The organism is Streptacidiphilus sp. EB129, assembly GCF_041262645.1.
Taxonomy (GTDB): domain Bacteria; phylum Actinomycetota; class Actinomycetes; order Streptomycetales; family Streptomycetaceae; genus Streptacidiphilus.
On record NZ_JBGCCS010000005.1, the window covers coordinates 292881 to 311481 of the forward strand.

Here is an 18601-nt window from a genome sequence, read left to right on the forward strand (position 1 = left end):
CGATGCTAGACCGCCCTACAGGTGCACCACCGGGCAGGTCAGGGTTCGGGTGATGCCCTCGACCTGCTGGATCTGTGCGACCACCAGACGTCCCAGGTCATCGACGGTCTCCGCTTCGGCGCGGACGATGACGTCATAGGGCCCGGTGACGTCCTCTGCCTGGAGGACCCCGGGGATCTCGGAAATGACGCTCGCGACGGCGGTTGCCTTTCCGACCTCGGTCTGGATGAGGATGTATGCCTGTACCACGGTGGGACCTCCCTGCGGCTCGGTGCGCTGTGCTCGTGCGCTGTGCTCGTACGCGATGTTCGCGGACGCCGTGCTTCACGTACGTGGTGCTGGGTACGGAGATCGTGCGAGGGCTGTGTTTCCCCGGCAGGCGGTTCCTGAACCCCCGGGCGACGCATCCGTTCACCGGGCTGCCTCGGGGGAGGTCCACGCTATCGCGGCGTGTGCCGACACGGGGAGGTATGCGCGTGCATCGGAGGGCGTACGCTGCGCGCGGGGACACCCGACGGCTCCGGTAGGCAGCCGGTGAGGCGAGAGGACACACATGCAGGGCACCGTCGGCGAGCTCGGCGAGTTCGGACTGATCCGGGAGCTCACCTCCCGGCTGCCACGGACCGCCGCCGTGGAGCTGGGCCCCGGCGACGACGCCGCCGTGGTCTCCGCCCCGGACGGCAGGGTGGTCGCCACCACGGACGTCCTGCTGGAAGGGCGACACTTCCGCCGCGACTGGTCCACCGCCTACGACGTCGGCCGCAAGTCGGCGGCGCAGAACCTGGCCGACGTGGCGGCGATGGGCGCCACCCCGACCGCGCTGCTGCTGGGCCTGGTCGCCCCGGCCGAACTGCCGGCCACCTGGCCGCTGGAGCTGATGGACGGCATCAGGGACGAGTGCCAGGTCGCCGGGGCCGCGGTGGTCGGCGGCGACGTGGTGCGCGGGGACACCATCACCATCGCCATCACCGCCCTGGGCGACCTCCAGGGCCGCCCGGCGGTGACCCGCTCGGGCGCGCGCCCGGGGGACCTGGTCGCGGTCACCGGCTGGCTCGGCTGGTCGGCGGCCGGCTTCACCGTGCTCTCCCGCGGCTTCCGCTCCCCGCGCGCCTTCGTCGAGGCGCACCGCCGTCCGGAGCCCCCGTACCACGCGGGACCCGCCGCGGCGCAGCTCGGCGCGACCTCGATGATCGACGTCAGCGACGGCCTGGTGGCCGACCTGGGCCATGTGGCCGAGGCCAGCGCGGTGCACATCGACCTGCGCGCGGCCGACTTCGACATCCCGGCGCAGATGGCGGACATCGGCCAGGCGGTCGGCGTGGACCCGCTCACCTGGGTGCTCTCCGGCGGCGAGGACCACGCCCTGGCGGCGACCTTCCCCCCGGACACCCACCTGCCCTCGCGCTGGCGGGTGGTCGGCGAGGTCACCCGCCCCGCGGGCCTGTCCCGTACCGGCACGGTCACCGTGGACGGGGCCCGCTGGGACCGTGCGGGCGGCTGGGACCACTTCGCGTAGGCCGCCCGGCCGGAGGCCGTCCGCGCACTGCTGCAATCGAGTACGACATACCGGGGTATACCGCATTTCTTGCATAGGCTGAGGCCCATGCGAATCGGTGTGCTCACCAGCGGTGGCGACTGTCCGGGGCTGAACGCGGTGATCCGCTCGGTGGTGCACCGGGCGGTGGCCGACCACGGCGACACGGTGGTCGGCGTCCAGGACGGGTTCCTCGGCCTGATCGAGGGCCGGGGCCGTCCGCTGGGCCTGGAGGACGTGCACGGCATCCTCACCCGGGGCGGGACGATCCTCGGCTCCGCCCGGGTCGCCAGGGACCGGCTCAGGGAGGGCGTGGAGCGGGCCGGACGGCTGCGTGCGGCGCTCCGCATCGACGCCCTGGTCGCCATCGGCGGCGAGGGCACGCTCACCGCCGCGCAGCTGTTCGGCGACGCGGGGCTGCCGGTGGTGGCGGTGCCGAAGACCATCGACAACGACATCGACGCCACCGACGTCACCTTCGGCCACGACACCGCCGTGCACGTCGCCACCGAGGCCATCGACCGGCTGAAGACCACCGCCGAGTCGCACCAGCGGGTGATGGTGGTCGAGCTGATGGGCCGCCACACCGGCTGGATCACCCTGCACGCGGGCATGGCCGGGGGAGCCCACGGCATCCTGATCCCGGAGCGGCCCTTCGACGTCGAGGAGGTCTGCCGGATGGTCGAGGAGCGCTTCGACCGGGGCAAGAAGTTCGCCATCGTCGCCGTCGCGGAGGGCGCCCGGCCGGCGCCCGGCACCATGCGCTTCGAGCACGGGGACACCGACGCCTACGGCCACCAGCGCTTCGGCGGGATCGGCACCCGGCTGGCCGGCGAGGTGGCCCAGTGGCTGGGGAAGGAGTCCAAGCCGGTCATCCTCGGCCACGTCCAGCGCGGCGGGACGCCGACCGCCCAGGACAGGGTGCTGGCCACCCGCTTCGGCTGGCACGCCGTCGAGGCCGTCCACAAGGGCGCCTACGGCCATATGACCGCGCTGCGGGGCACCGACATCCGGCTGGTCCCCATCGTGGACGCGGTGAGCCGGCTGAAGACGGTCCCCGAGGCCCGCTGGACCGAGGCCGAGGCGGTGCTGTAGTCCGCAGGTCGGCCCGCGAGGCCGGACGGCCGGGGCGATGGGTAGGTTGGGAGCCATGTCGACCCCATTCACCTCCGCACTCTCCGCCCCGCCCCGGGTGCTGACCGTCGCCGGCTCCGACTCCGGCGGCGGCGCCGGCATCCAGGCCGACCTCAAGACCATGCTGGCGCTGGGCGTGCACGGCATGAGCGTGATCGCCGCCGTCACCGCGCAGAACTCGGTCGGGGTGCAGGGCTACTGGGAGCTCCCGGCGGAGGCGGTACGGGCCCAGTTCCGCAGCGTGGTCGACGACATCGGTGTGCAGGCCGTGAAGACCGGGATGCTGGCCTCCGCCGAGCTGGTGGCCACCGTCGCCGACCTGCTGGCGGAGCTGGACGCGCCGGTGGTGGTCGACCCGGTGGGCGTCTCCAAGCACGGTGACGCGCTGCTGGCGACCTCGGCGGTGTCGGTGCTGCGGGACCGGCTGCTGCCGCTGGCCACCGTCGCCACGCCCAACCTGCACGAGGTGGCGCAGCTCACCGGGATCAGCGTGACCCGTGAGGCCGAGATGCCCGACGCCGCCAGGGCGCTGCAGGACCTCGGCCCGGCCTGGGCCCTGATCAAGGGCGGACACCTGGAGGGCGAGGCCGCCGACCTGCTGCGCGGGCCGGACGGCGCCGAGCACTGGTTCCGGGCCGAGCGCTTCGACAACCGGCACACCCACGGCACCGGCTGCACTCTGGCCAGCGCCATCGCCTCGGAACTCGCGCTGGGCCTGCCGGTGCCGGAGGCGGTCGCGGCGGCCAAGGAGTACATCACCGGGGCCATCGCCGGTGGCTTCGCCCTGGGCCAGGGCATCGGCCCGGTCGACCACGGCTGGCGCTGGCGCGGCTAGCCGCGGCCGGGCGGGACGGTCACAAGGGCGTGCAGGAAAAGCTGAAGGCCGATCCACCAGGAGGTGGATCGGCCTTCAGGAAGCCGGAGCTCGGTGGCCGCGTCAGCGCGACACCTTGCCGGCCTTGATGCACGAGGTGCAGACGTTGAGCCGCTTCGGCGTACGCCCGATCACAGCGCGCACCGTCTGAATGTTGGGGTTCCAACGACGACGGGTACGGCGGTGCGAGTGGGAGATGTTGTTGCCGAAGCCCGGCCCCTTGCCGCAGACGTCGCAGTTGGCAGCCACGGGAGTCACTCCAAAGACTTCAGATGCACTTACGTTGACAACCCCGGTGGCGCTTGGCCGTGGTAGCGACAGAGCTGTGAAGGCCACTGCGCTGCTACCGAGGGGCGGCCCGGAGGGATCCGGGCAACCGGAGCAGCATACATCGGCTCACTCCGTACAACGAAACTACCATGGCGACCCCGATAGCTCCGCATCCGGCCGAACCGGGGCAGCCCGCTCCGGTGCGGATAACCTGCCCTGGAGCCCGATCGCAACGCCGCGTACCCAAGGAGAACTCCAGGTGCTGGACACCCTCGACGCTCCCGCCGTGCGCACCTGGTGCCGTCTCTCGCTGGCCGCCCTGGGGCAGGCCCGCGAGGAGATCGACGCACTCAACGTCTACCCGGTCCCGGACGGCGACACCGGCACCAACCTCTACCTGACCGTCGAGTCCGCCACCGAGGAGGTCGACGGACTGTTCAGCGCCGGCGAGGGCGTCGCCGCGGCCGCGCCCTCGCTGCCGCAGGCGCTGCGGGCCATGGCACACGGGGCGCTGCTGGGGGCCCGGGGCAACTCCGGGGTGATCCTGGCCCAGCTGCTGCGCGGCATCGCCGCCGCGCTCGGGACCGGCCCCGCCGACGGCCCCGCCCTGTGCCGGGCGCTGCGCCGGGCCGCCGACGCGGGCTACGAGGCGGTGGCCGAGCCGGTCGAGGGAACAGTGCTGACCGTGGCCGCGGCGGCGGCGGAGGCGGCCGAGGCGGTCGAACGGCTGGACCCGCGCGCCGCCCTGGCCGCCGTCGCCGAGGCCGCCTACGAGGCCTCGCGCTCGGCGCTGGCCCGTACCCCGCTGCAACTGGAGGTGCTGGCCCGGGCCGGAGTCGTGGACGCGGGGGGTCGCGGCCTGGTCACCGTGCTGGGCGCGCTGGCCGACGCGATCACCGGGCACACCCCGATGGGCCCGCTCGCCCTGGCCGGCACCCGCGCCGCCGCTCCGGTGCCCTCCGGCGAGCACCTGCTGGTCGACGGCGGCCCGGCGTACGAGGTCATCTACCTGCTGGACGCCCCGGACCACGCGCTGCCCGCGCTGCGGCAGGCCCTGGGCGCGCTCGGCGACTCGCTGGTCGTGGTCGGCGGCGAGGGCCTGTGGAACGTGCACGTGCATGTGGACGACCCCGGCGCGGCCGTGGAGGCCGGCATCGAGGCCGGCCGGCCGTACCGGATCAGGATCACCCACTTCGCCTCGGCCGCCCCGGCCGCCGCGGACGACGACGCCCCCGCCGAACCGCGCGGCGTGGTCTGCGTGGTGCACGGCGAGGGACTGGCCAGGCTCTGCGCCGACTGCGGCGCGACGGTCCTGCTGGCCGACCCGGACCGGCCGCCGTCCAGCACCGAGCTGGCCGAGGCGGTGCGCCGGGCCCGCGCCCGCGAGGTGGTGCTGCTGCTGAACGACGGCGAACTGCGGGCGGCGGCCGGAGCCGCGGCCGAGCAACTGCGCGGCGAGGGCGTCCGGGTCGCGGTCATCCCGACCCGCTCCCCGGTGCAGGGGCTCGCGGCGCTGGCCGTGCACGAGCCCGCCCGGCGCTTCGACGAGGACGTGGTCACGATGACCTCCGCCGCCGGGGCCACCCGCTACGCCGAACTCGCGGTCGCCGAGGGCGAGTCCTGGACCATGGCCGGGGTCTGCCAGGCGGGTGACGTGCTCGGGCTGATCGACGGCGACGTCGCGGTGATCGGTACGGAGACGGCGGAGACCGCCGGCATAGTCCTGGACCGGATGCTGGCCGCCGGCGGCGAGATGGTCACCCTGATCCTCGGCGAGGGTGTGCCCGACGCGCTCGCCGACCAGCTGGTGGCCCACGTCCGCCGGGCCCATCCGGTCGTCGACACCCTGGTCTACCGGGGCGGCCAGCCGATGTCGCCGCTGCTCATCGGAGTGGAGTGAGCTGCGTTGTCAGTGCGGTGCGGTAGAGCTGGTAGAGCTGTCAGTGCGGACCGGGGGAGAAGGAGACGACAGGGATGTCCACGGTCGACGAGCCGCTGCGGAAACTGATCGCCGGCAACAGCGCCAAGGTGCTCGCCGACAGCCTCGGCCTGCACACCAACGGCGATCTGCTGCACCACTACCCGCGCCGCTACGCCGAGCGCGGTGAGCTCACCAGCCTCGACGAACTGGAGCTGGACGAGCACGTCACCGTCATGGCCCGGATCGAGAAGGCCGAGGTGATCCCGTTCAAGGGCCGCAAGGGCAACCGGCTGCAGGTCGTGGTCACCGACGGCCGGGGCCGGCTGACCCTGGCCTTCTTCAACCAGGCGCACCGGGTGCACGAGCTGCGGCCCGGGCGGCAGGGCCTGTTCGCGGGCAAGGTCGGGGTGTTCAACCGGGTCCGGCAGCTCGCCAACCCGGACTACCAGCTGATGGACGAGGACAGCGCAGGCCTGGCCGAGGAGTTCGCCGGACGGCTGATCCCGGTCTACCCGGCGTCCGCGCAGATGCCCTCCTGGAAGATCTCCAAGGCCGTCGACGCCCTGCTCGGCGGCCTGGACTGGGCGGACGTCCAGGATCCGCTGCCCGAACGGCTGCGTACCGAACGGCAGCTGATGCCGCTGCGGGAGGCCCTGGAGCAGATCCACCGCCCGCGCACCCATGCGGACGAGATCGCCGCACGGTCCCGGCTGAAGTGGGACGAGGCCTTCGTGCTGCAGGTGGCGCTGGCCCGCCGCCGCGCCACGGACTCCGCGCAGCCCGCGGTGGCCCGCGTGCCCGGCGCCGGCGGCCTGCTGGACGCCTTCGACGCCCGGCTGCCCTTCACCCTGACCGAGGGCCAGCAGAAGGTGTCGGCGGAGATCTTCGGCGACCTGGCCCGGGAGCATCCGATGCACCGGCTGCTGCAGGGCGAGGTCGGCTCCGGCAAGACCATGGTCGGCCTGCGCGCCATGCTCGCCGTGGTGGACACCGGCGGCCAGGCCGCGATGCTGGCGCCCACCGAGGTGCTGGCACAGCAGCACCACCGCTCCATCGTGGAGATGATGGGCGACCTGGCCGAGGGGGGCATGCTCGGCGGTGCCGAGCAGGGCACCAAGGTGGCGCTGCTCACCGGGTCGATGGGGGTCCCGGCCCGGCGGCAGGCACTGCTCGACCTGATCAGCGGCGACGCCGGGATCGTGATCGGCACCCACGCGCTGATCGAGGACAAGGTCCAGTTCCGCGACCTGGGTCTGGTCGTGGTGGACGAGCAGCACCGCTTCGGGGTGGAACAGCGGGACGCGCTGCGGGCCAAGGCCGACCGGCCGCCGCACCTGCTGGTGATGACGGCCACGCCGATCCCGCGCACCGTGGCGATGACCGTCTTCGGCGACCTGGAGACCTCGGTGCTGGACCAGCTCCCGGCCGGGCGCTCGCCGATCTCCACCCATGTCGTCCCGGCCCTGGAGCGCCCCAACTTCCTGACCCGGGCCTGGGAGCGGGTCCGCGAGGAGGTGGCCAAGGGCCACCAGGCCTATGTGGTCTGCCCGCGGATCGGCGACGAGGAGGACAAGAAGGCCAAGCCGTCCGGCGAGGACGACCGCCGCCCGCCGCTGGCGGTCCTGGACATCGCCGCCGAGCTCACCGGGGGCGCGCTGGCCGGCCTGCGGGTCGAGGTGCTGCACGGGCGGATGGCGCCGGACGCCAAGGACGACGTGATGCGCCGCTTCACCGCCGGCGCGGTGGACGTGCTGGTGGCGACCACGGTCATCGAGGTCGGCGTGAACGTCCCCAACGCCACCGTGATGGTGATCATGGACGCGGACCGCTTCGGCGTCTCCCAGCTGCACCAGCTCCGCGGCCGGGTCGGCCGGGGCTCCGCGCCCGGTCTGTGCCTGCTGGTCAGCGACATGCCGGCGGCCTCCGCCGCGCGGCAGCGGCTGGACGCGGTGGCCGCCACGCTGGACGGCTTCGAGCTCTCCCGGATCGACCTGGAACAGCGCCGCGAGGGCGATGTGCTGGGCCAGGCCCAGTCCGGGGTGCGCTCCTCGCTGCGGGTGCTGTCGGTGCTGCAGGACGAGGAGGTGATCGCCGCCGCCCGCGAGGAGGCGGTCCTGCTGGTCGCCGCCGACCCCGAGCTGACGGAGCATCAGGCCCTGGCGGGTGCGCTGCGCAGCCTGCTCGACGAGGAGCGCGCCGACTACTTGGAGAAGGGCTGACGGGCCGTCGATTGTCAGTGCCGCGCGCGACAATAGAAGTGTTCAGGACGCCGCTTCACCAGCGGCGTTTCGCCCGAACACAGGGGGCACAGCCATGGCATTCCGTCACCTCAACGAGCTGCCGCTCGGGGACAAGGTCTTCCGCGTGGAACTCACCAGTGAGGACGACCGCGAGGTCGTCCTCTCCCTCACCGGCTGGCGCGAGGGACACTCCGCCGACCCCATCGCCTCCGGCCGGCTCCGGCTGCCGGTCGAGGACGTCGCCTCGCTGCGCATCGCACTGAACCGGGCGCTGCGGGCGCTGGCCATCGTCGCCGACGTCTCCGAGCCCATCCCCGACCGTGACGTGCTGCGCGAGCTCTACCCCGGACACGGCGCCCCCTGGGTGCCGCAGCACGAGGAGGAGCTGGTCCGGCGCTTCCATGCCAACGAGACCGTCGCCCGGATCGCGGCCCGGTTCGGCCGTACGCCCGACTCCGTCCGGACCAAGCTGCGCGAACTCGGGCACGACCCGCGCCGTCCCGAGTACTGCCCGCCCGACGGCTGCCTGTCCTGGTCCCGCTACGCCTCGCCGACGCTGCTGGGAGCCGCTGAGCCGGTGGCCGAGGCCTGAGCACGTGCGGTCGTCCTCCCCGGCTGCCGATAGCGTGGAGGACGACCGCGTAGTACCGCTCACAGCGCAAGGACCGAATACACCATGACCCGCGTGATCGCCGGATCCGCCCGTGGCCGCCGACTGGCCGTACCGCCCGGCGAGGGCACCCGTCCCACCTCCGACCGCGCTCGCGAGGGGATGTTCTCGACCTGGGAGTCGCTGCGCGGCTCGCTGGCCGGGGCGCGGGTGCTGGACCTGTACGCCGGGTCCGGCGCGGTGGGCCTGGAGTCGCTGTCGCGCGGGGCCGCACAGGCACTGCTGGTGGAGGCGGACCAGGGGGCGGTGAAGGCCATCCTGGCCAACATCCGCACCCTCGGCCTGCCGGGGGCCGAGGTGCGCTCGGGCAGGGTCGAGGCGGTCGTCGCCGGGGCGGCTCCGGGACGGCCCTTCGACATGCTCTTCCTGGACCCGCCGTACGCCCTCGGCGACGCCGAACTGGGCGAGATCCTGATCACACTCCGCACAGGGGGCTGGCTCGCGGACGACACCATGGTCACCGTGGAGCGGAGCACCAGGGGCGGGGACTTCGTCTGGCCCGAGGGCTTCTCGGCGCTGCGGGAGCGCCGTTACGGCGAGGCCACGCTCTGGTACGGTCGCGCCGCCGCCAGCGAAGTCGGGAGCGAGTGAGGGATGGCCGTGCAGCAGAACCCCCAGCCGAAGTCGGAGACGTCCAGGCGGGTCCGCCGGGCCGTCTGTCCGGGGTCCTTCGACCCGATCACCAACGGGCACCTCGACATCATCGAGCGCGCCTCACGGCTCTACGACGTGGTCCACATCGCGGTCCTGATCAACAAGTCCAAGCAGGGCCTGTTCACGGTCGAGGAGCGGATCCAGATGATCGAGGAGGTGTCCGCCCCCTACGGCAACGTGGTGGTGGAGGCCCACCACGGGCTGCTGGTGGACTACTGCCGGGCCAGGGACATCCCGGCGATCGTCAAGGGCCTGCGGGCGGTCAGCGACTTCGACTACGAGCTGCAGATGGCCCAGATGAACATCGGCCTCTCCGGGGTGGAGACGCTCTTCGTGCCGACCAGCCCCACCTACAGCTTCCTCTCCTCCTCGCTGGTGAAGGAGGTCGCCGGCTACGGCGGCGACGTCTCGCACCTCGTCCCCGAGCTGGTGCACCGCCGCCTGATCGCCCGGATCGCCGAGCGCCGGTGACCGACGCCGACCGTGGCTGACAGAGGAGCGCAGTAGAGTGCGTACCCCCAAGTCCAGCCTCCTGTGGAAGACGTGAGCTCAGGTGGACGTGCAGCAGAAGCTCGACGAGATCACCGCGACCGTCGAGAACGCGCGATCGATGCCGATGTCGGCGTCGATCGTGGTGAACAAGGCCGAGTTGATCGCCATGCTGACGGAGCTGAGGGATGCCCTGCCGAGCGAGCTCGCGCAGGCCCAGCAGACCGTCGAGCAGGGTGACCAGGTCGTCGAGCAGGCCCGCCGGCAGGCGGACCAGATCATCCAGGAGGCGCAGGGGGAGCGGGCCCGGCTGATCTCGGGGACCGAGATCGCCATGCACGCGCAGGCGGAGGCGGACCGGATCCTCGGCGAGGCCAAGGGCGAGTCCGAGGAGGAGCGCCGCGAGGCCGACGACTACGTCGACAGCAAGCTCGCCAACTTCGAGGTGGTGCTCACCAAGACGCTCGGCGCCATCGGCCGCGGCCGGGCGAAGCTGCGGGCCGGCGGCGCGCCGGTCGAGGGTGAGGACGGCGAGGAGTTCGCCCAGGACGCCTACCGCTCGCCCAGCCCCGAGGTCGACGAGTACGTCGACGTGAAGCTCGCCGCGCTGGAGACCGCGCTCAGCAAGACCCTGGACGCGGTCGGCCGGGGCCGGGACAAGCTGCTCGGCAAGCGGCCCATCGACGAGCTGGGCGCCTACCTGGCCGCGGCGGACGAGGCCACCGGCGTCAAGCAGGGCAGCGAGCGCCAGGCGGCGGTCGCCGCCGAGCTGGCCCAGGCCGGCCTGCTGGCCCCGGAGGAGCAGGCGCAGCAGTCGTTCGCGCAGGGGAACCAGCAGCACGGCGGGCAGGGCGAGCAGCAGCACTATCCCCAGGGTGACCAGCAGCACTATCCGCAGGGCGACGGGCAGGGCTACCCGCAGCAGCCGGAGTACTGGCAGCCGGTCGAGCTCGACCCCAACGGCTACCCGTACCAGCAGCCGCAGCAGGGCGTCTACCAGGACGCCTACCAGCAGGGCGGCCAGCAGCAGGGCTACGACCCGTACGGCTACCAGCAGCAGCCGCCGCAGCAGTCCTACGACCCCTACGGCTACCAGCAGCAGCAGCCGCAGCAGTCCTACGACGCCTACGGCCAGCCGATCCCCATCCCGCACCAGCAGAGCCCGCACCAGCAGGCCCCGCAGCAGCACCATCAGGGCCTGGACGAGACCAGCTTCTTCGACACCGGCTTCATCGACGTCAGCAAGCTTCGCGAGCTGGGCGGCGGCGGCCACCAGTAGGCCGTCCGCGGGCCGCCGGCCGACCCCGGTCGGCCGGCGAGTTGGGTCGCGGTCCACTCGTCCGGTACTCTGACCTCTCCGGCCTGTTCAGCGCCGGGGATTGTCGGGTGCCCCGAATGTCCCGCACCTTCGGCGCCGACGAGCAGATCACCGCAGTCGTGGACCACGACGAGCGCCGTAGAGAGCAGGAAACCCTGAACCGCCTCGACCACCGCAATCCGCTTGTGTTTGACACACATGAGCTGGGACGGCGGCCTGGGTCGATGCGCAAGGTTTCCCGTTCCCTCCCGGCGCCGACGGGTCTCGGCATCGAGGTGATCGGCGTCCCCGAAGGCAGCGCTGTCGAGCTGGACCTCCGTCTGGAGTCGGTGGTCGAGGGCGTACTCGTCACGGGTACGGTCGAGGCCGAGCTCAAGGGCGAGTGCGTACGCTGCCTGGAGCCGATCGAGCAGGAGCTCGAAGCGGACTTCCAGGAGCTGTACTACTACCCCGAGGCCGACATGGACCGCTTCGGTCCGTCGACCAAGAACGACGACGACGAGGACGACGAAGCTTCCCGACTCGAGGGCGACCTGTTCGACCTTGAGCCGGTGCTGCGTGACGCGGTGGTGCTCGCACTGCCGCTGCAGCCGGTGTGCCAGGAAGACTGCCTGGGCCTCTGCTCCGAATGCGGAGCTAGGCTCACGGACGACCCGGACCACCACCATGACGCCGTCGACCCCCGGTGGGCGGCTCTGCAGGGACTCTCGGCTCTCGGATCTGAGGCCGGAAGCGAAGACAGCGGTACCCGTGAGGGTGCTGCCGAGAACCAGGAGAAGTAGCCGTGGCTGTTCCGAAGCGGAAGATGTCGCGCAGCAACACGCGCCACCGCCGTTCGCAGTGGAAGGCTGCGGTCCCCGCCCTGGTGGCTTGCGACCGCTGCCACGAGCCCAAGCTGGGCCACATCGCGTGCCCGAGCTGTGGCACGTACAACCGCCGTCAGGTCCTGTCGGTCTGATCGGCTGGTGACCAACACGATGTCAGCGTCTGCGTCGCAACACGCCGACACCGCGTACGCCGTCCTGGAAGGGCGGCTCAGGTACACGCTTGAGCCCGCCCTTCTGGTACGTGCGCTCACCCACCGCTCGTACGCGTACGAGAACGGTGGCCTGCCCACCAACGAGCGCCTGGAGTTCCTCGGCGACTCGGTGCTGGGCCTGGTGGTGACGGACACCCTGTACCGGATCCACCCCGACCTGCCCGAGGGCCAGCTCGCGAAGCTGCGCGCCGCGGTGGTCAACTCCCGTGCCCTCGCCCAGGTGGCGCGCGGCCTGGAGCTCGGCACGTTCATCAGCCTCGGGCGCGGTGAAGAGGGAACCGGGGGACGCGACAAGTCCTCCATCCTCGCCGACACCCTTGAGGCGATCATCGGCGCCGTCTACCTCGACCAGGGCCTCGCCGCAGCCGACGAGCTGGTGCACCGCCTGTTCGACCCGCTGATCGAGGAGTCCTCGAACCTCGGCGCCGGTCTCGACTGGAAGACCAGCCTGCAGGAGCTCACCGCCTCGGTGGGCATCGGTGTCCCCGAGTACGTGGTCACCGAGTCCGGCCCGGACCACGAGAAGACCTTCATCGCCGCCGCGCGCGTCGCCGGCGAGGACTACGGCACCGGCACCGGCCGCTCCAAGAAGGAAGCGGAGCAGAAGGCCGCGCAGAACGCCTGGCACGCCATCCGGGAGAAGCACGGCCTCACCGAGCCGGAGCCGGCCGAGCCGCAGACCTCCACCACACCCGTGGACCCGTCCACCGGTGCCTGAGCTGCCGGAGGTCGAGGTCGTCCGTCGCGGCCTCGAACGCTGGGTCAGCGGACGAACCGTCAGCACCGTCACGGTGCTGCACCCCCGTGCCGTGCGCCGGCACGCGGCGGGCGGCGACGATTTTCGCGCGCAGCTCGCCGGACGTCTGCTCGGCCCGGCCCAGCGCCGGGGCAAGTACCTGTGGCTGCCGATGCCCGGCACCGGCAGCTCACTCCTCGGCCATCTCGGCATGAGCGGCCAGCTGCTGGTCCAGCCCGAGGACGCGCCACCGGAGACGCACCTGCGGGTCCGGCTGCGCTTCGCCGACGACCTGGGCACCGAGCTGCGCTTCGTCGACCAGCGCACCTTCGGCGGCCTCGCGGTCGAGGACGCCGATCCCAGCGACCCGGAGGCGGCCCCCCTGTCGCTGGCGCACATCGCCCGCGACCCGATGGATCCGCGCTTCGACGACACCGCCTTCCTCGCCGCGCTGCGCCGCCGCAGTAGCGGCGTCAAGCGCGCCCTGCTGGACCAGACCCTGATCAGCGGCGTCGGCAACATCTACGCGGACGAGGCGCTGTGGCGCTCCAAGCTGCACTACGAGCGCCCCGCGGACAGCCTCTCCCGGGCCCAGGCGGCGCTGCTGCTCAGCTCGGCCCGTGACGTCATGGCGGCGGCCCTGGCCGTCGGCGGCACCAGCTTCGACAGCCTCTACGTCAACGTGAACGGCGAGTCGGGCTACTTCTCCCGCACGCTGGACGCCTACGGCCGCGAGGACGAGCCCTGCAACCGCTGCGGGACGCCGATGCGCCGGGCCGCCTGGATGAACCGCTCCAGCTACTACTGCCCGCGCTGCCAGCGACTGCCCCGCCCGCGCTGACGCGTTCCGCCGCACCCGTGTCGTCACCGCGGTGCCTGTTCCGCCCTCGCGAGTCGACTCAGCCCCGCCCCGGATCGGCGGGTCCGATGGACCGGCCGATCCGGGGCGCGCCGGTCACTGCCCGGGTGCGGGTGGGCCGGGGACCTGGAGGCTGCCGTAGCGCTCCATCCGCTGCCAGCCCAGCCGGGCCCCGGCCAGCGCGGTGAACAGCGACTGGATCACCACCAGGTACATCAGCTGGCGGTAGACGAACTGCTGCAGCGGCAGGCTCCACAGCGGTCCCGGCTTCTCGCCGTCCAGCCGGAAGGCGTACCAGCCGAGCGCCAGCTGCAGCAGCACGAACGCCGCCCAGACCGACAGGCTGTAGACCGGGTCGACGAAGACCACCCCGTACAGGGTGAGCACGTCCACCACCGGGGCGAGCAGCGTCAGCAGCACCTGGAACAGCAGCATGTGGACCAGGCCGCGACGGCCGAGCTTGCCGGCCTGCCCGTTCTGGACGAAGGCGCCGCGGTGCTTCCACATCGCCTGCAGCGTCCCGTAGCACCAGCGGTACCGCTGCTTCCACAGCGCGCCCAGCGAGGCCGGGGCCTCGGTCCAGGCGATGGCCCGCTCCTCGTAGACCACGCGCCAGCCGTGCCGGCACAGCGTCATGGTCAGGTCGGTGTCCTCGGCCAGGGTCTGGTCGCTGACCCCGCCGGCCCGCAGCAGCGCGGAGCGGCGGAAGCCGCCGATCGCGCCGGGGACCGTGGGCATGCACTCGGCCAGGTCGAACAGCCGCCGGTCCAGGTTGAACCCGACCACGTACTCGATGTGCTGCCAGCGCCCGATCAGGCCGCGGCGGTTGATGACCTTGGCGTTGCCGGAGACGGCGCCCACCGAGGGGTCGGCGAAGGGCTGGACCAGCAGCCGGATCGCGTCCGGCTGGAACACCGTGTCGCCGTCCACCATCACGATCAGTTCGTTGGAGGCGGCCCTGATCCCGGTGTTGAGCGCGGCCGGCTTGCCGGCGTTCGCCTGCCGGATCACCCGGACCCCCGGCAGCCGCAGCGACTCGACCAGGTCGGCGGTGCCGTCGGTGGAGCCGTCGTCGACCACCACCACCTCCACCGGGTGGTCCGAGGCGAGCAGTGACCGCACCGCCGCCTCGATCCCGGCGGACTCGTTGTAGGCCGGGACCACCACGGTGACCGGCGCGGTCACCGGGTCGCCCCAGTTGCCGTTCCGCATCCGCTTGTGCCGCCGGGCCGAGTACACCAGGGCGACGGCCCGCAGCAGGCTCAGCCCGCCCGCCGCGTACAGCAGCCAGGTGAGCGCCTGCAGTACCCAGGCGGAGCCGTCGAGCGCCGCGAGCAGGCCCACGCCCTGCCAGTGCTGCGCGCCGGTGGACGCGGTCATCGGGTCGGCGATGCCGGTGGCCTCGCCGACGGTGGCGAAGTGGAAGCCCCTGTCCTGGAGCTGATGGATCAGCAGCGGCAGCGCGGTGACGGTCTCCGAGCGGTCGCCGCCCGCGTCGTGCATCAGCAGCACCTCGCCGCCGGTGCCCTCGGGGAGCGAGTTGCGCAGGATCGCGGGCACGCCGGGACGGGTCCAGTCCTCGCTGTCCTGGTTGATCAGCACGGTGAGGAAGCCCTGCCGGCCGGCGTTGCTGATCGCGCCCCAGTCGTCGTCGTCCAGCGAGTCGTTGACCGAGGAGTACGGCGGGCGCATCAGCGTGGTGGTGACGTTCGCCGCGCCGGCCACGGCCAGCTGGGTCTCGCGCAGCTCAAGCCGCTGGTGCCAGGGCGCGATGGTGCCGAGGTTGGGGTGGATGAAGGTGTGGATGCCGATCTGGTCGCCGTCGGCGACCATCCGCCGGATCAGCTCGGGGTGCGCGGTGACCAGGGTGCCGACCACGAAGAAGGTGGCGTGGACGTGGTTCGCCTCCAGCGTCGACAGGATCTGCGGCGTCCAGCGCGGGTCGGGGCCGTCGTCGAAGGTCAGCGCGATGGTGTGGTCGGCCGGGGCCGCCGTACGGGCGGGGACGGCGGCACTGTCGATCACCGGGCCGCCGTTGACCACCTGGGTCGGCACGTTCTCGCTCGGCCCCTGGGTGGAGGGCGCCTGGTCCGCCCGGGTGTTGAACATGTGCTGGGTGTAGCCCTGCATGGCCAGCCCCAGTACCAGGGTCAGCAGCAGCGTCGCCAGGAGCAGCCAGTGTGTGCGTGGCTGGATGGCGCGGACGGGTGCGCGGCCGGCGCGGCGGTCGGATCGGCGGCGGCCGTGACTCGCGGTCATGGGTGACAGGCTCCGGGGATGGTGCTGCGGTCAGTGGGCGGGACTGTGAGTGCTGACGGGGTGGTGGGTGCTCCCGGTTCCCGGGGGCGTCCGCTTCGACGCGGTGGGCGTCGGTCCGGTGCTCGCGTGCGGAGAGCCGCCGGTGGACGGACGGGCCCGGAAGGTGTGCCGTCCGGAGGCCGGCTTGTGGCTGGGCGAGGGCCGGGCGTCCCCGGAGACGGCCACGGCCGGCGGGGCGACGGCCGGGGGCTTGGGGGCCTGCGGCAGCGGCAGGAACGGTGCCTGCACCGAGGGGCCGCCGAGCGCGGTGCTCACCAGCAGCACGACATAGCCGACGGCCGGAACCACCAGCAGTCGGCCGACCCAACGGGCCCGCCATGGACGCCGACCGGAGTTGTCGACGAACACCGGTCGCTGGACCATCCGCCGCAGAGTGATGGTCGGTGTGTGTTTATCGTCCTGGTCGTCGTGTGTGCTGTGCATAGACGGCGGACACTACAAGCCGGCGCGCTCGCCTGCGGGCGCGGAACCGGGTGACGCGGTGAACGGGGAGGGAACGCCGGGCGCCCGGGCCGCGGGCAAATCGGTCGTATCCGCTCGATTCTCTATGAAAGAATTCACGGATGACTCTTACCTGAAGTGAGGCTTCAGAAGCCGAAGTCCTGGGTCCACCACGGGCCGCCGCCGGCCGTGGCGAACGCGCCCACGCCGAGCGAGTGGTACCCGCAGTTCAGGATGTTGGCCCTGTGGCCAGGGCTGTTCATCCAGGCGGTCATCACGTCCTGCGGGGTCTGCTGGCCCATGGCGATGTTCTCGCCGCCCAGGCCGGTGATGCCCAGCGCCTTCGCCCGATCCCACGGGGTCTTACCGTCCGGATCGGTGTGGTCGAAGAATCCGCGGGTCGCCATCTCTCCGCTGAAGTCCTGGGCCAGCGTGTTCAGCGGTCCGGAGGCGGTGAGCGGGCCGCAGCCGTTCTGCGCCCGCTGCACGTTGACCAGGCTGAGGATCTGGCTCTGGTCGGCGGCGACGTCGGCCGCGCTGATGGTCCCGCCCGGGGCGGCGGTGGAGGACGAGGACGTGGACGGCGAGGCGCTCGCCGTCGCGGTCGGCGTGGCCGTCGCGGTTCCGCTCGCCGACGGCGCGGCGGACGGGAAGACGCTCGCCCGTGCGGTGGCGGAGGGGGAGAGCGTGGGCCGGGTGCTGCTGCGGTCGCCGGTGCCGGACGGGGGCCGGGTGGACTGCCTGCCCGACGGGCCGGGCGCGACGGTGGTGGTGGCGACCGGATGCGGGCTGGCCGGGTCGCCGGCGACCACGACGCTGGTCGGTACTCCCGGCGGCAGCGGCAGTACGCCGCTGAACACGCCGCCCGCGCCGGCCGCCAGCGCGGTCCCGCACACCACCAGTGCGGTGCGGGAGGTGCGGCGCCGACGGCGTGGGGCTGACCTGCGCCGATGTGAGGGTGGGGGTGTCGCCGGGTCGCCGGCGCCGTTCGTCGCGGTGCTGCGTGCATGGCGGGGCATGGTTGGTGCGATCCCTCCCTGGCCCCCCGACCGGACGGTTCACTCACCCGTACGGGTGATAGCAGGGGAGCGTAGGGCATCGGGTGGGGTGCGTGGGCGGAAGTGGGGCGACGCGGTGGTGGGAGACTCGTCGTCATGAGCCAGGACGTCCGGATGACCGCGTGGGTACGGGGCGCGGTGCAGCAGGTCGGCTTCCGCTGGTGGACCCGCTCCCGGGCGCTGGAGATCGGCCTGCTCGGCTACGCCTCCAATCTCGGCGACGGGCGGGTCCAGGTGGTCGCCGAGGGCCGCAGGGAGCAGTGCGATCAACTGCTCGACCTGCTGCGGAGCGGCGACACGCCCGGACGGGTCGACGGCGTCACCGAGATATGGGGGAGCCCGGTCGGCGGCTACGACGGCTTCGCGATCCGCTGATCGGGCTCGCATGTGCCGGAGGCGCCGTGCCGCAGTCATGTGGTTGCGCATGGCGCCGGTCCGTGGTTAACTCCGCAGCGAGCAGTGATCGCCCGAGCACCAGAGGTCACGCTCGGTGCGACGAGGGCGTAACGGTGACAGTGCGACGCGCAGCGTGGACATTCCGCTGCCAGAGCGACGCGGTCGCCGTAGCACGCTGTGATCGTGTTGACCCTTTTCGCGTTTGGTGAGACGCTGGAAGCCCGCGCACTCGCACGTACAGCCCAAGGCTTTCGGCCCTGTAGAGCCTTGCGAGGGCTGCGCTCCGAATGCGTACCACAACCACGACCCCACCTTCATCGGTCGGTCACTCAGCGTGGAGGACCATCCATCATGGCAAAGGCGCTTCTCGGTTACGTCGGCGGCCCCGACCCGCGCGTGCTCTCCGAGATGCGACGTCTCCAGCAGCGAGTCCAGGACCTGGAATCCGAGCTCATGCGGATGCAGGCTGAGAACGACGCGCTGGCGGCCGTCGCGGACCACGAGCAGCTGCTCCGCAGCATCGACGTAGCCCAGCCGGTTCCCGCCTACTCCTGAACCTTCCGCAGGGCCCAGGAGAGCAGAACCACGAGAACTCGCGCACCTGAGTGGTACTTGAGTTCTCAAGCACGGGAGATAGTGCAAGGGACGC

The 18601-nt window shown here is 72.2% G+C and carries 20 protein-coding genes; 15 read left to right on the top strand and 5 right to left on the bottom strand.

Annotated elements, in window-relative coordinates; genetic code table 11:
• Positions 1-15: 15 nt before the first annotated feature.
• Positions 16-249, bottom strand: a complete 234-nt coding sequence (locus tag ABH925_RS09105) for an Lrp/AsnC family transcriptional regulator (RefSeq protein WP_370146715.1) — start codon at positions 247-249, stop codon at positions 16-18.
• Positions 250-553: 304 nt separating this feature from the next.
• Here ABH925_RS09105 and ABH925_RS09110 point away from each other — a divergent pair, with 304 nt between their 5' ends.
• The 3 genes from ABH925_RS09110 (at position 554) to thiD (ending at position 3503) form a co-directional block, all read left to right on the top strand.
• Positions 554-1516: a thiamine-phosphate kinase gene (locus ABH925_RS09110; protein ID WP_370146716.1), complete on the top strand. Its 963-nt coding sequence runs from the start codon at positions 554-556 to the stop codon at positions 1514-1516.
• Positions 1517-1603: 87 nt separating this feature from the next.
• The gene (locus tag ABH925_RS09115; protein WP_370146717.1) at positions 1604-2629 is read left to right on the top strand and encodes an ATP-dependent 6-phosphofructokinase; all 1026 of its coding nucleotides are present in this window, start codon (positions 1604-1606) and stop codon (positions 2627-2629) included.
• A gap of 55 nt (positions 2630-2684) precedes the next feature.
• Positions 2685-3503, top strand: coding sequence for a bifunctional hydroxymethylpyrimidine kinase/phosphomethylpyrimidine kinase (gene thiD, locus ABH925_RS09120; RefSeq protein WP_370146718.1), 819 nt, complete (start codon positions 2685-2687; stop codon positions 3501-3503).
• 102 nt (positions 3504-3605) lie between these two features.
• On the opposite strand, the gene rpmB is transcribed toward thiD, so the two are convergent.
• Positions 3606-3791, bottom strand: coding sequence for a 50S ribosomal protein L28 (gene rpmB, locus ABH925_RS09125; protein ID WP_035846000.1), 186 nt, complete (start codon positions 3789-3791; stop codon positions 3606-3608).
• A 280-nt stretch (positions 3792-4071) separates the two neighbouring features.
• On the opposite strand from rpmB, the gene ABH925_RS09130 reads away from it, so the two are divergent.
• From ABH925_RS09130 to mutM, 10 genes are all read left to right on the top strand, one after another.
• Positions 4072-5712 carry a DAK2 domain-containing protein gene (locus ABH925_RS09130; protein WP_370146720.1) on the top strand — a complete coding sequence of 547 codons (1641 nt, stop codon included), beginning with the start codon at positions 4072-4074 and terminating at the stop codon, positions 5710-5712.
• A 74-nt stretch (positions 5713-5786) separates the two neighbouring features.
• Positions 5787-7952 (top strand): ATP-dependent DNA helicase RecG, encoded by a 2166-nt coding sequence (gene recG, locus ABH925_RS09135; RefSeq protein ID WP_370146721.1) that lies wholly within the window; start codon positions 5787-5789, stop codon positions 7950-7952.
• A gap of 94 nt (positions 7953-8046) precedes the next feature.
• The gene (locus tag ABH925_RS09140) at positions 8047-8565 is read left to right on the top strand and encodes a hypothetical protein (protein ID WP_370146723.1); all 519 of its coding nucleotides are present in this window, start codon (positions 8047-8049) and stop codon (positions 8563-8565) included.
• An 84-nt stretch (positions 8566-8649) separates the two neighbouring features.
• Complete coding sequence (rsmD, locus tag ABH925_RS09145; protein WP_370146725.1) at positions 8650-9234, top strand: 16S rRNA (guanine(966)-N(2))-methyltransferase RsmD; 585 nt, start codon at positions 8650-8652, stop codon at positions 9232-9234.
• A 3-nt stretch (positions 9235-9237) separates the two neighbouring features.
• Positions 9238-9768: a pantetheine-phosphate adenylyltransferase gene (gene coaD, locus ABH925_RS09150; RefSeq protein WP_370146726.1), complete on the top strand. Its 531-nt coding sequence runs from the start codon at positions 9238-9240 to the stop codon at positions 9766-9768.
• Between the two features lie 82 nt (positions 9769-9850).
• Entirely contained in the window at positions 9851-11065 is a 1215-nt protein-coding gene (locus ABH925_RS09155; RefSeq protein ID WP_370146728.1) for an ATP synthase F0 subunit B, read from the top strand.
• A gap of 158 nt (positions 11066-11223) precedes the next feature.
• Positions 11224-11886: a DUF177 domain-containing protein gene (locus tag ABH925_RS09160; RefSeq protein WP_370146731.1), complete on the top strand. Its 663-nt coding sequence runs from the start codon at positions 11224-11226 to the stop codon at positions 11884-11886.
• A gap of 2 nt (positions 11887-11888) precedes the next feature.
• A complete protein-coding gene (gene rpmF, locus ABH925_RS09165) occupies positions 11889-12062 on the top strand; it encodes a 50S ribosomal protein L32 (protein ID WP_030263933.1) in 174 nt (57 codons plus the stop codon).
• 19 nt (positions 12063-12081) lie between these two features.
• Positions 12082-12861 (top strand): ribonuclease III, encoded by a 780-nt coding sequence (gene rnc / locus ABH925_RS09170; RefSeq protein WP_370146822.1) that lies wholly within the window; start codon positions 12082-12084, stop codon positions 12859-12861.
• The gene (gene mutM, locus ABH925_RS09175) at positions 12854-13720 is read left to right on the top strand and encodes a bifunctional DNA-formamidopyrimidine glycosylase/DNA-(apurinic or apyrimidinic site) lyase (protein ID WP_370146732.1); all 867 of its coding nucleotides are present in this window, start codon (positions 12854-12856) and stop codon (positions 13718-13720) included. Before rnc ends, mutM begins: the two co-directional genes overlap by 8 nt.
• A 114-nt stretch (positions 13721-13834) precedes the next feature.
• Here the strand turns inward: mutM and ABH925_RS09180 are convergent, their stop codons facing one another.
• From ABH925_RS09180 to ABH925_RS09190, 3 genes are all read right to left on the bottom strand, one after another.
• The gene (locus ABH925_RS09180; protein WP_370146737.1) at positions 13835-15997 is read right to left on the bottom strand and encodes a bifunctional polysaccharide deacetylase/glycosyltransferase family 2 protein; all 2163 of its coding nucleotides are present in this window, start codon (positions 15995-15997) and stop codon (positions 13835-13837) included.
• Positions 15998-16027: 30 nt separating this feature from the next.
• On the bottom strand, positions 16028-16480 hold the full coding sequence (locus tag ABH925_RS09185; RefSeq protein ID WP_370146739.1) for a hypothetical protein: 453 nt from the start codon (positions 16478-16480) through the stop codon (positions 16028-16030).
• A gap of 164 nt (positions 16481-16644) precedes the next feature.
• On the bottom strand, positions 16645-17517 hold the full coding sequence (locus ABH925_RS09190) for a CAP domain-containing protein (protein WP_370146742.1): 873 nt from the start codon (positions 17515-17517) through the stop codon (positions 16645-16647).
• 135 nt (positions 17518-17652) lie between these two features.
• Here ABH925_RS09190 and ABH925_RS09195 point away from each other — a divergent pair, with 135 nt between their 5' ends.
• Entirely contained in the window at positions 17653-17931 is a 279-nt protein-coding gene (locus ABH925_RS09195; protein ID WP_370146746.1) for an acylphosphatase, read from the top strand.
• A 372-nt stretch (positions 17932-18303) separates the two neighbouring features.
• A complete protein-coding gene (locus tag ABH925_RS09200) occupies positions 18304-18507 on the top strand; it encodes a hypothetical protein (RefSeq protein WP_370146747.1) in 204 nt (67 codons plus the stop codon).
• The last annotated feature ends 94 nt before the right edge of the window (positions 18508-18601 follow it).

Excerpts from the sequence above, each read along its gene's own strand:
- ABH925_RS09110 (WP_370146716.1), top strand. The coding sequence starts at position 554 with ATGCAGGGCACCGTCGGCGAGCTCGGCGAGTTCGGACTGATCCGGGAG.
- ABH925_RS09115 (WP_370146717.1), top strand. The coding sequence starts at position 1,604 with ATGCGAATCGGTGTGCTCACCAGCGGTGGCGACTGTCCGGGGCTGAAC.
- thiD (WP_370146718.1), top strand. The coding sequence starts at position 2,685 with ATGTCGACCCCATTCACCTCCGCACTCTCCGCCCCGCCCCGGGTGCTG.
- recG (WP_370146721.1), top strand. The coding sequence starts at position 5,787 with ATGTCCACGGTCGACGAGCCGCTGCGGAAACTGATCGCCGGCAACAGC.
- ABH925_RS09140 (WP_370146723.1), top strand. The coding sequence starts at position 8,047 with ATGGCATTCCGTCACCTCAACGAGCTGCCGCTCGGGGACAAGGTCTTC.
- rsmD (WP_370146725.1), top strand. The coding sequence starts at position 8,650 with ATGACCCGCGTGATCGCCGGATCCGCCCGTGGCCGCCGACTGGCCGTA.
- coaD (WP_370146726.1), top strand. The coding sequence starts at position 9,238 with ATGGCCGTGCAGCAGAACCCCCAGCCGAAGTCGGAGACGTCCAGGCGG.
- rnc (WP_370146822.1), top strand. The coding sequence starts at position 12,082 with ATGTCAGCGTCTGCGTCGCAACACGCCGACACCGCGTACGCCGTCCTG.
- ABH925_RS09180 (WP_370146737.1), bottom strand. The coding sequence starts at position 15,997 with ATGACCGCGAGTCACGGCCGCCGCCGATCCGACCGCCGCGCCGGCCGC.
- ABH925_RS09185 (WP_370146739.1), bottom strand. The coding sequence starts at position 16,480 with ATGCACAGCACACACGACGACCAGGACGATAAACACACACCGACCATC.
- ABH925_RS09190 (WP_370146742.1), bottom strand. The coding sequence starts at position 17,517 with ATGCCCCGCCATGCACGCAGCACCGCGACGAACGGCGCCGGCGACCCG.
- ABH925_RS09195 (WP_370146746.1), top strand. The coding sequence starts at position 17,653 with ATGAGCCAGGACGTCCGGATGACCGCGTGGGTACGGGGCGCGGTGCAG.
- ABH925_RS09200 (WP_370146747.1), top strand. The coding sequence starts at position 18,304 with ATGGCAAAGGCGCTTCTCGGTTACGTCGGCGGCCCCGACCCGCGCGTG.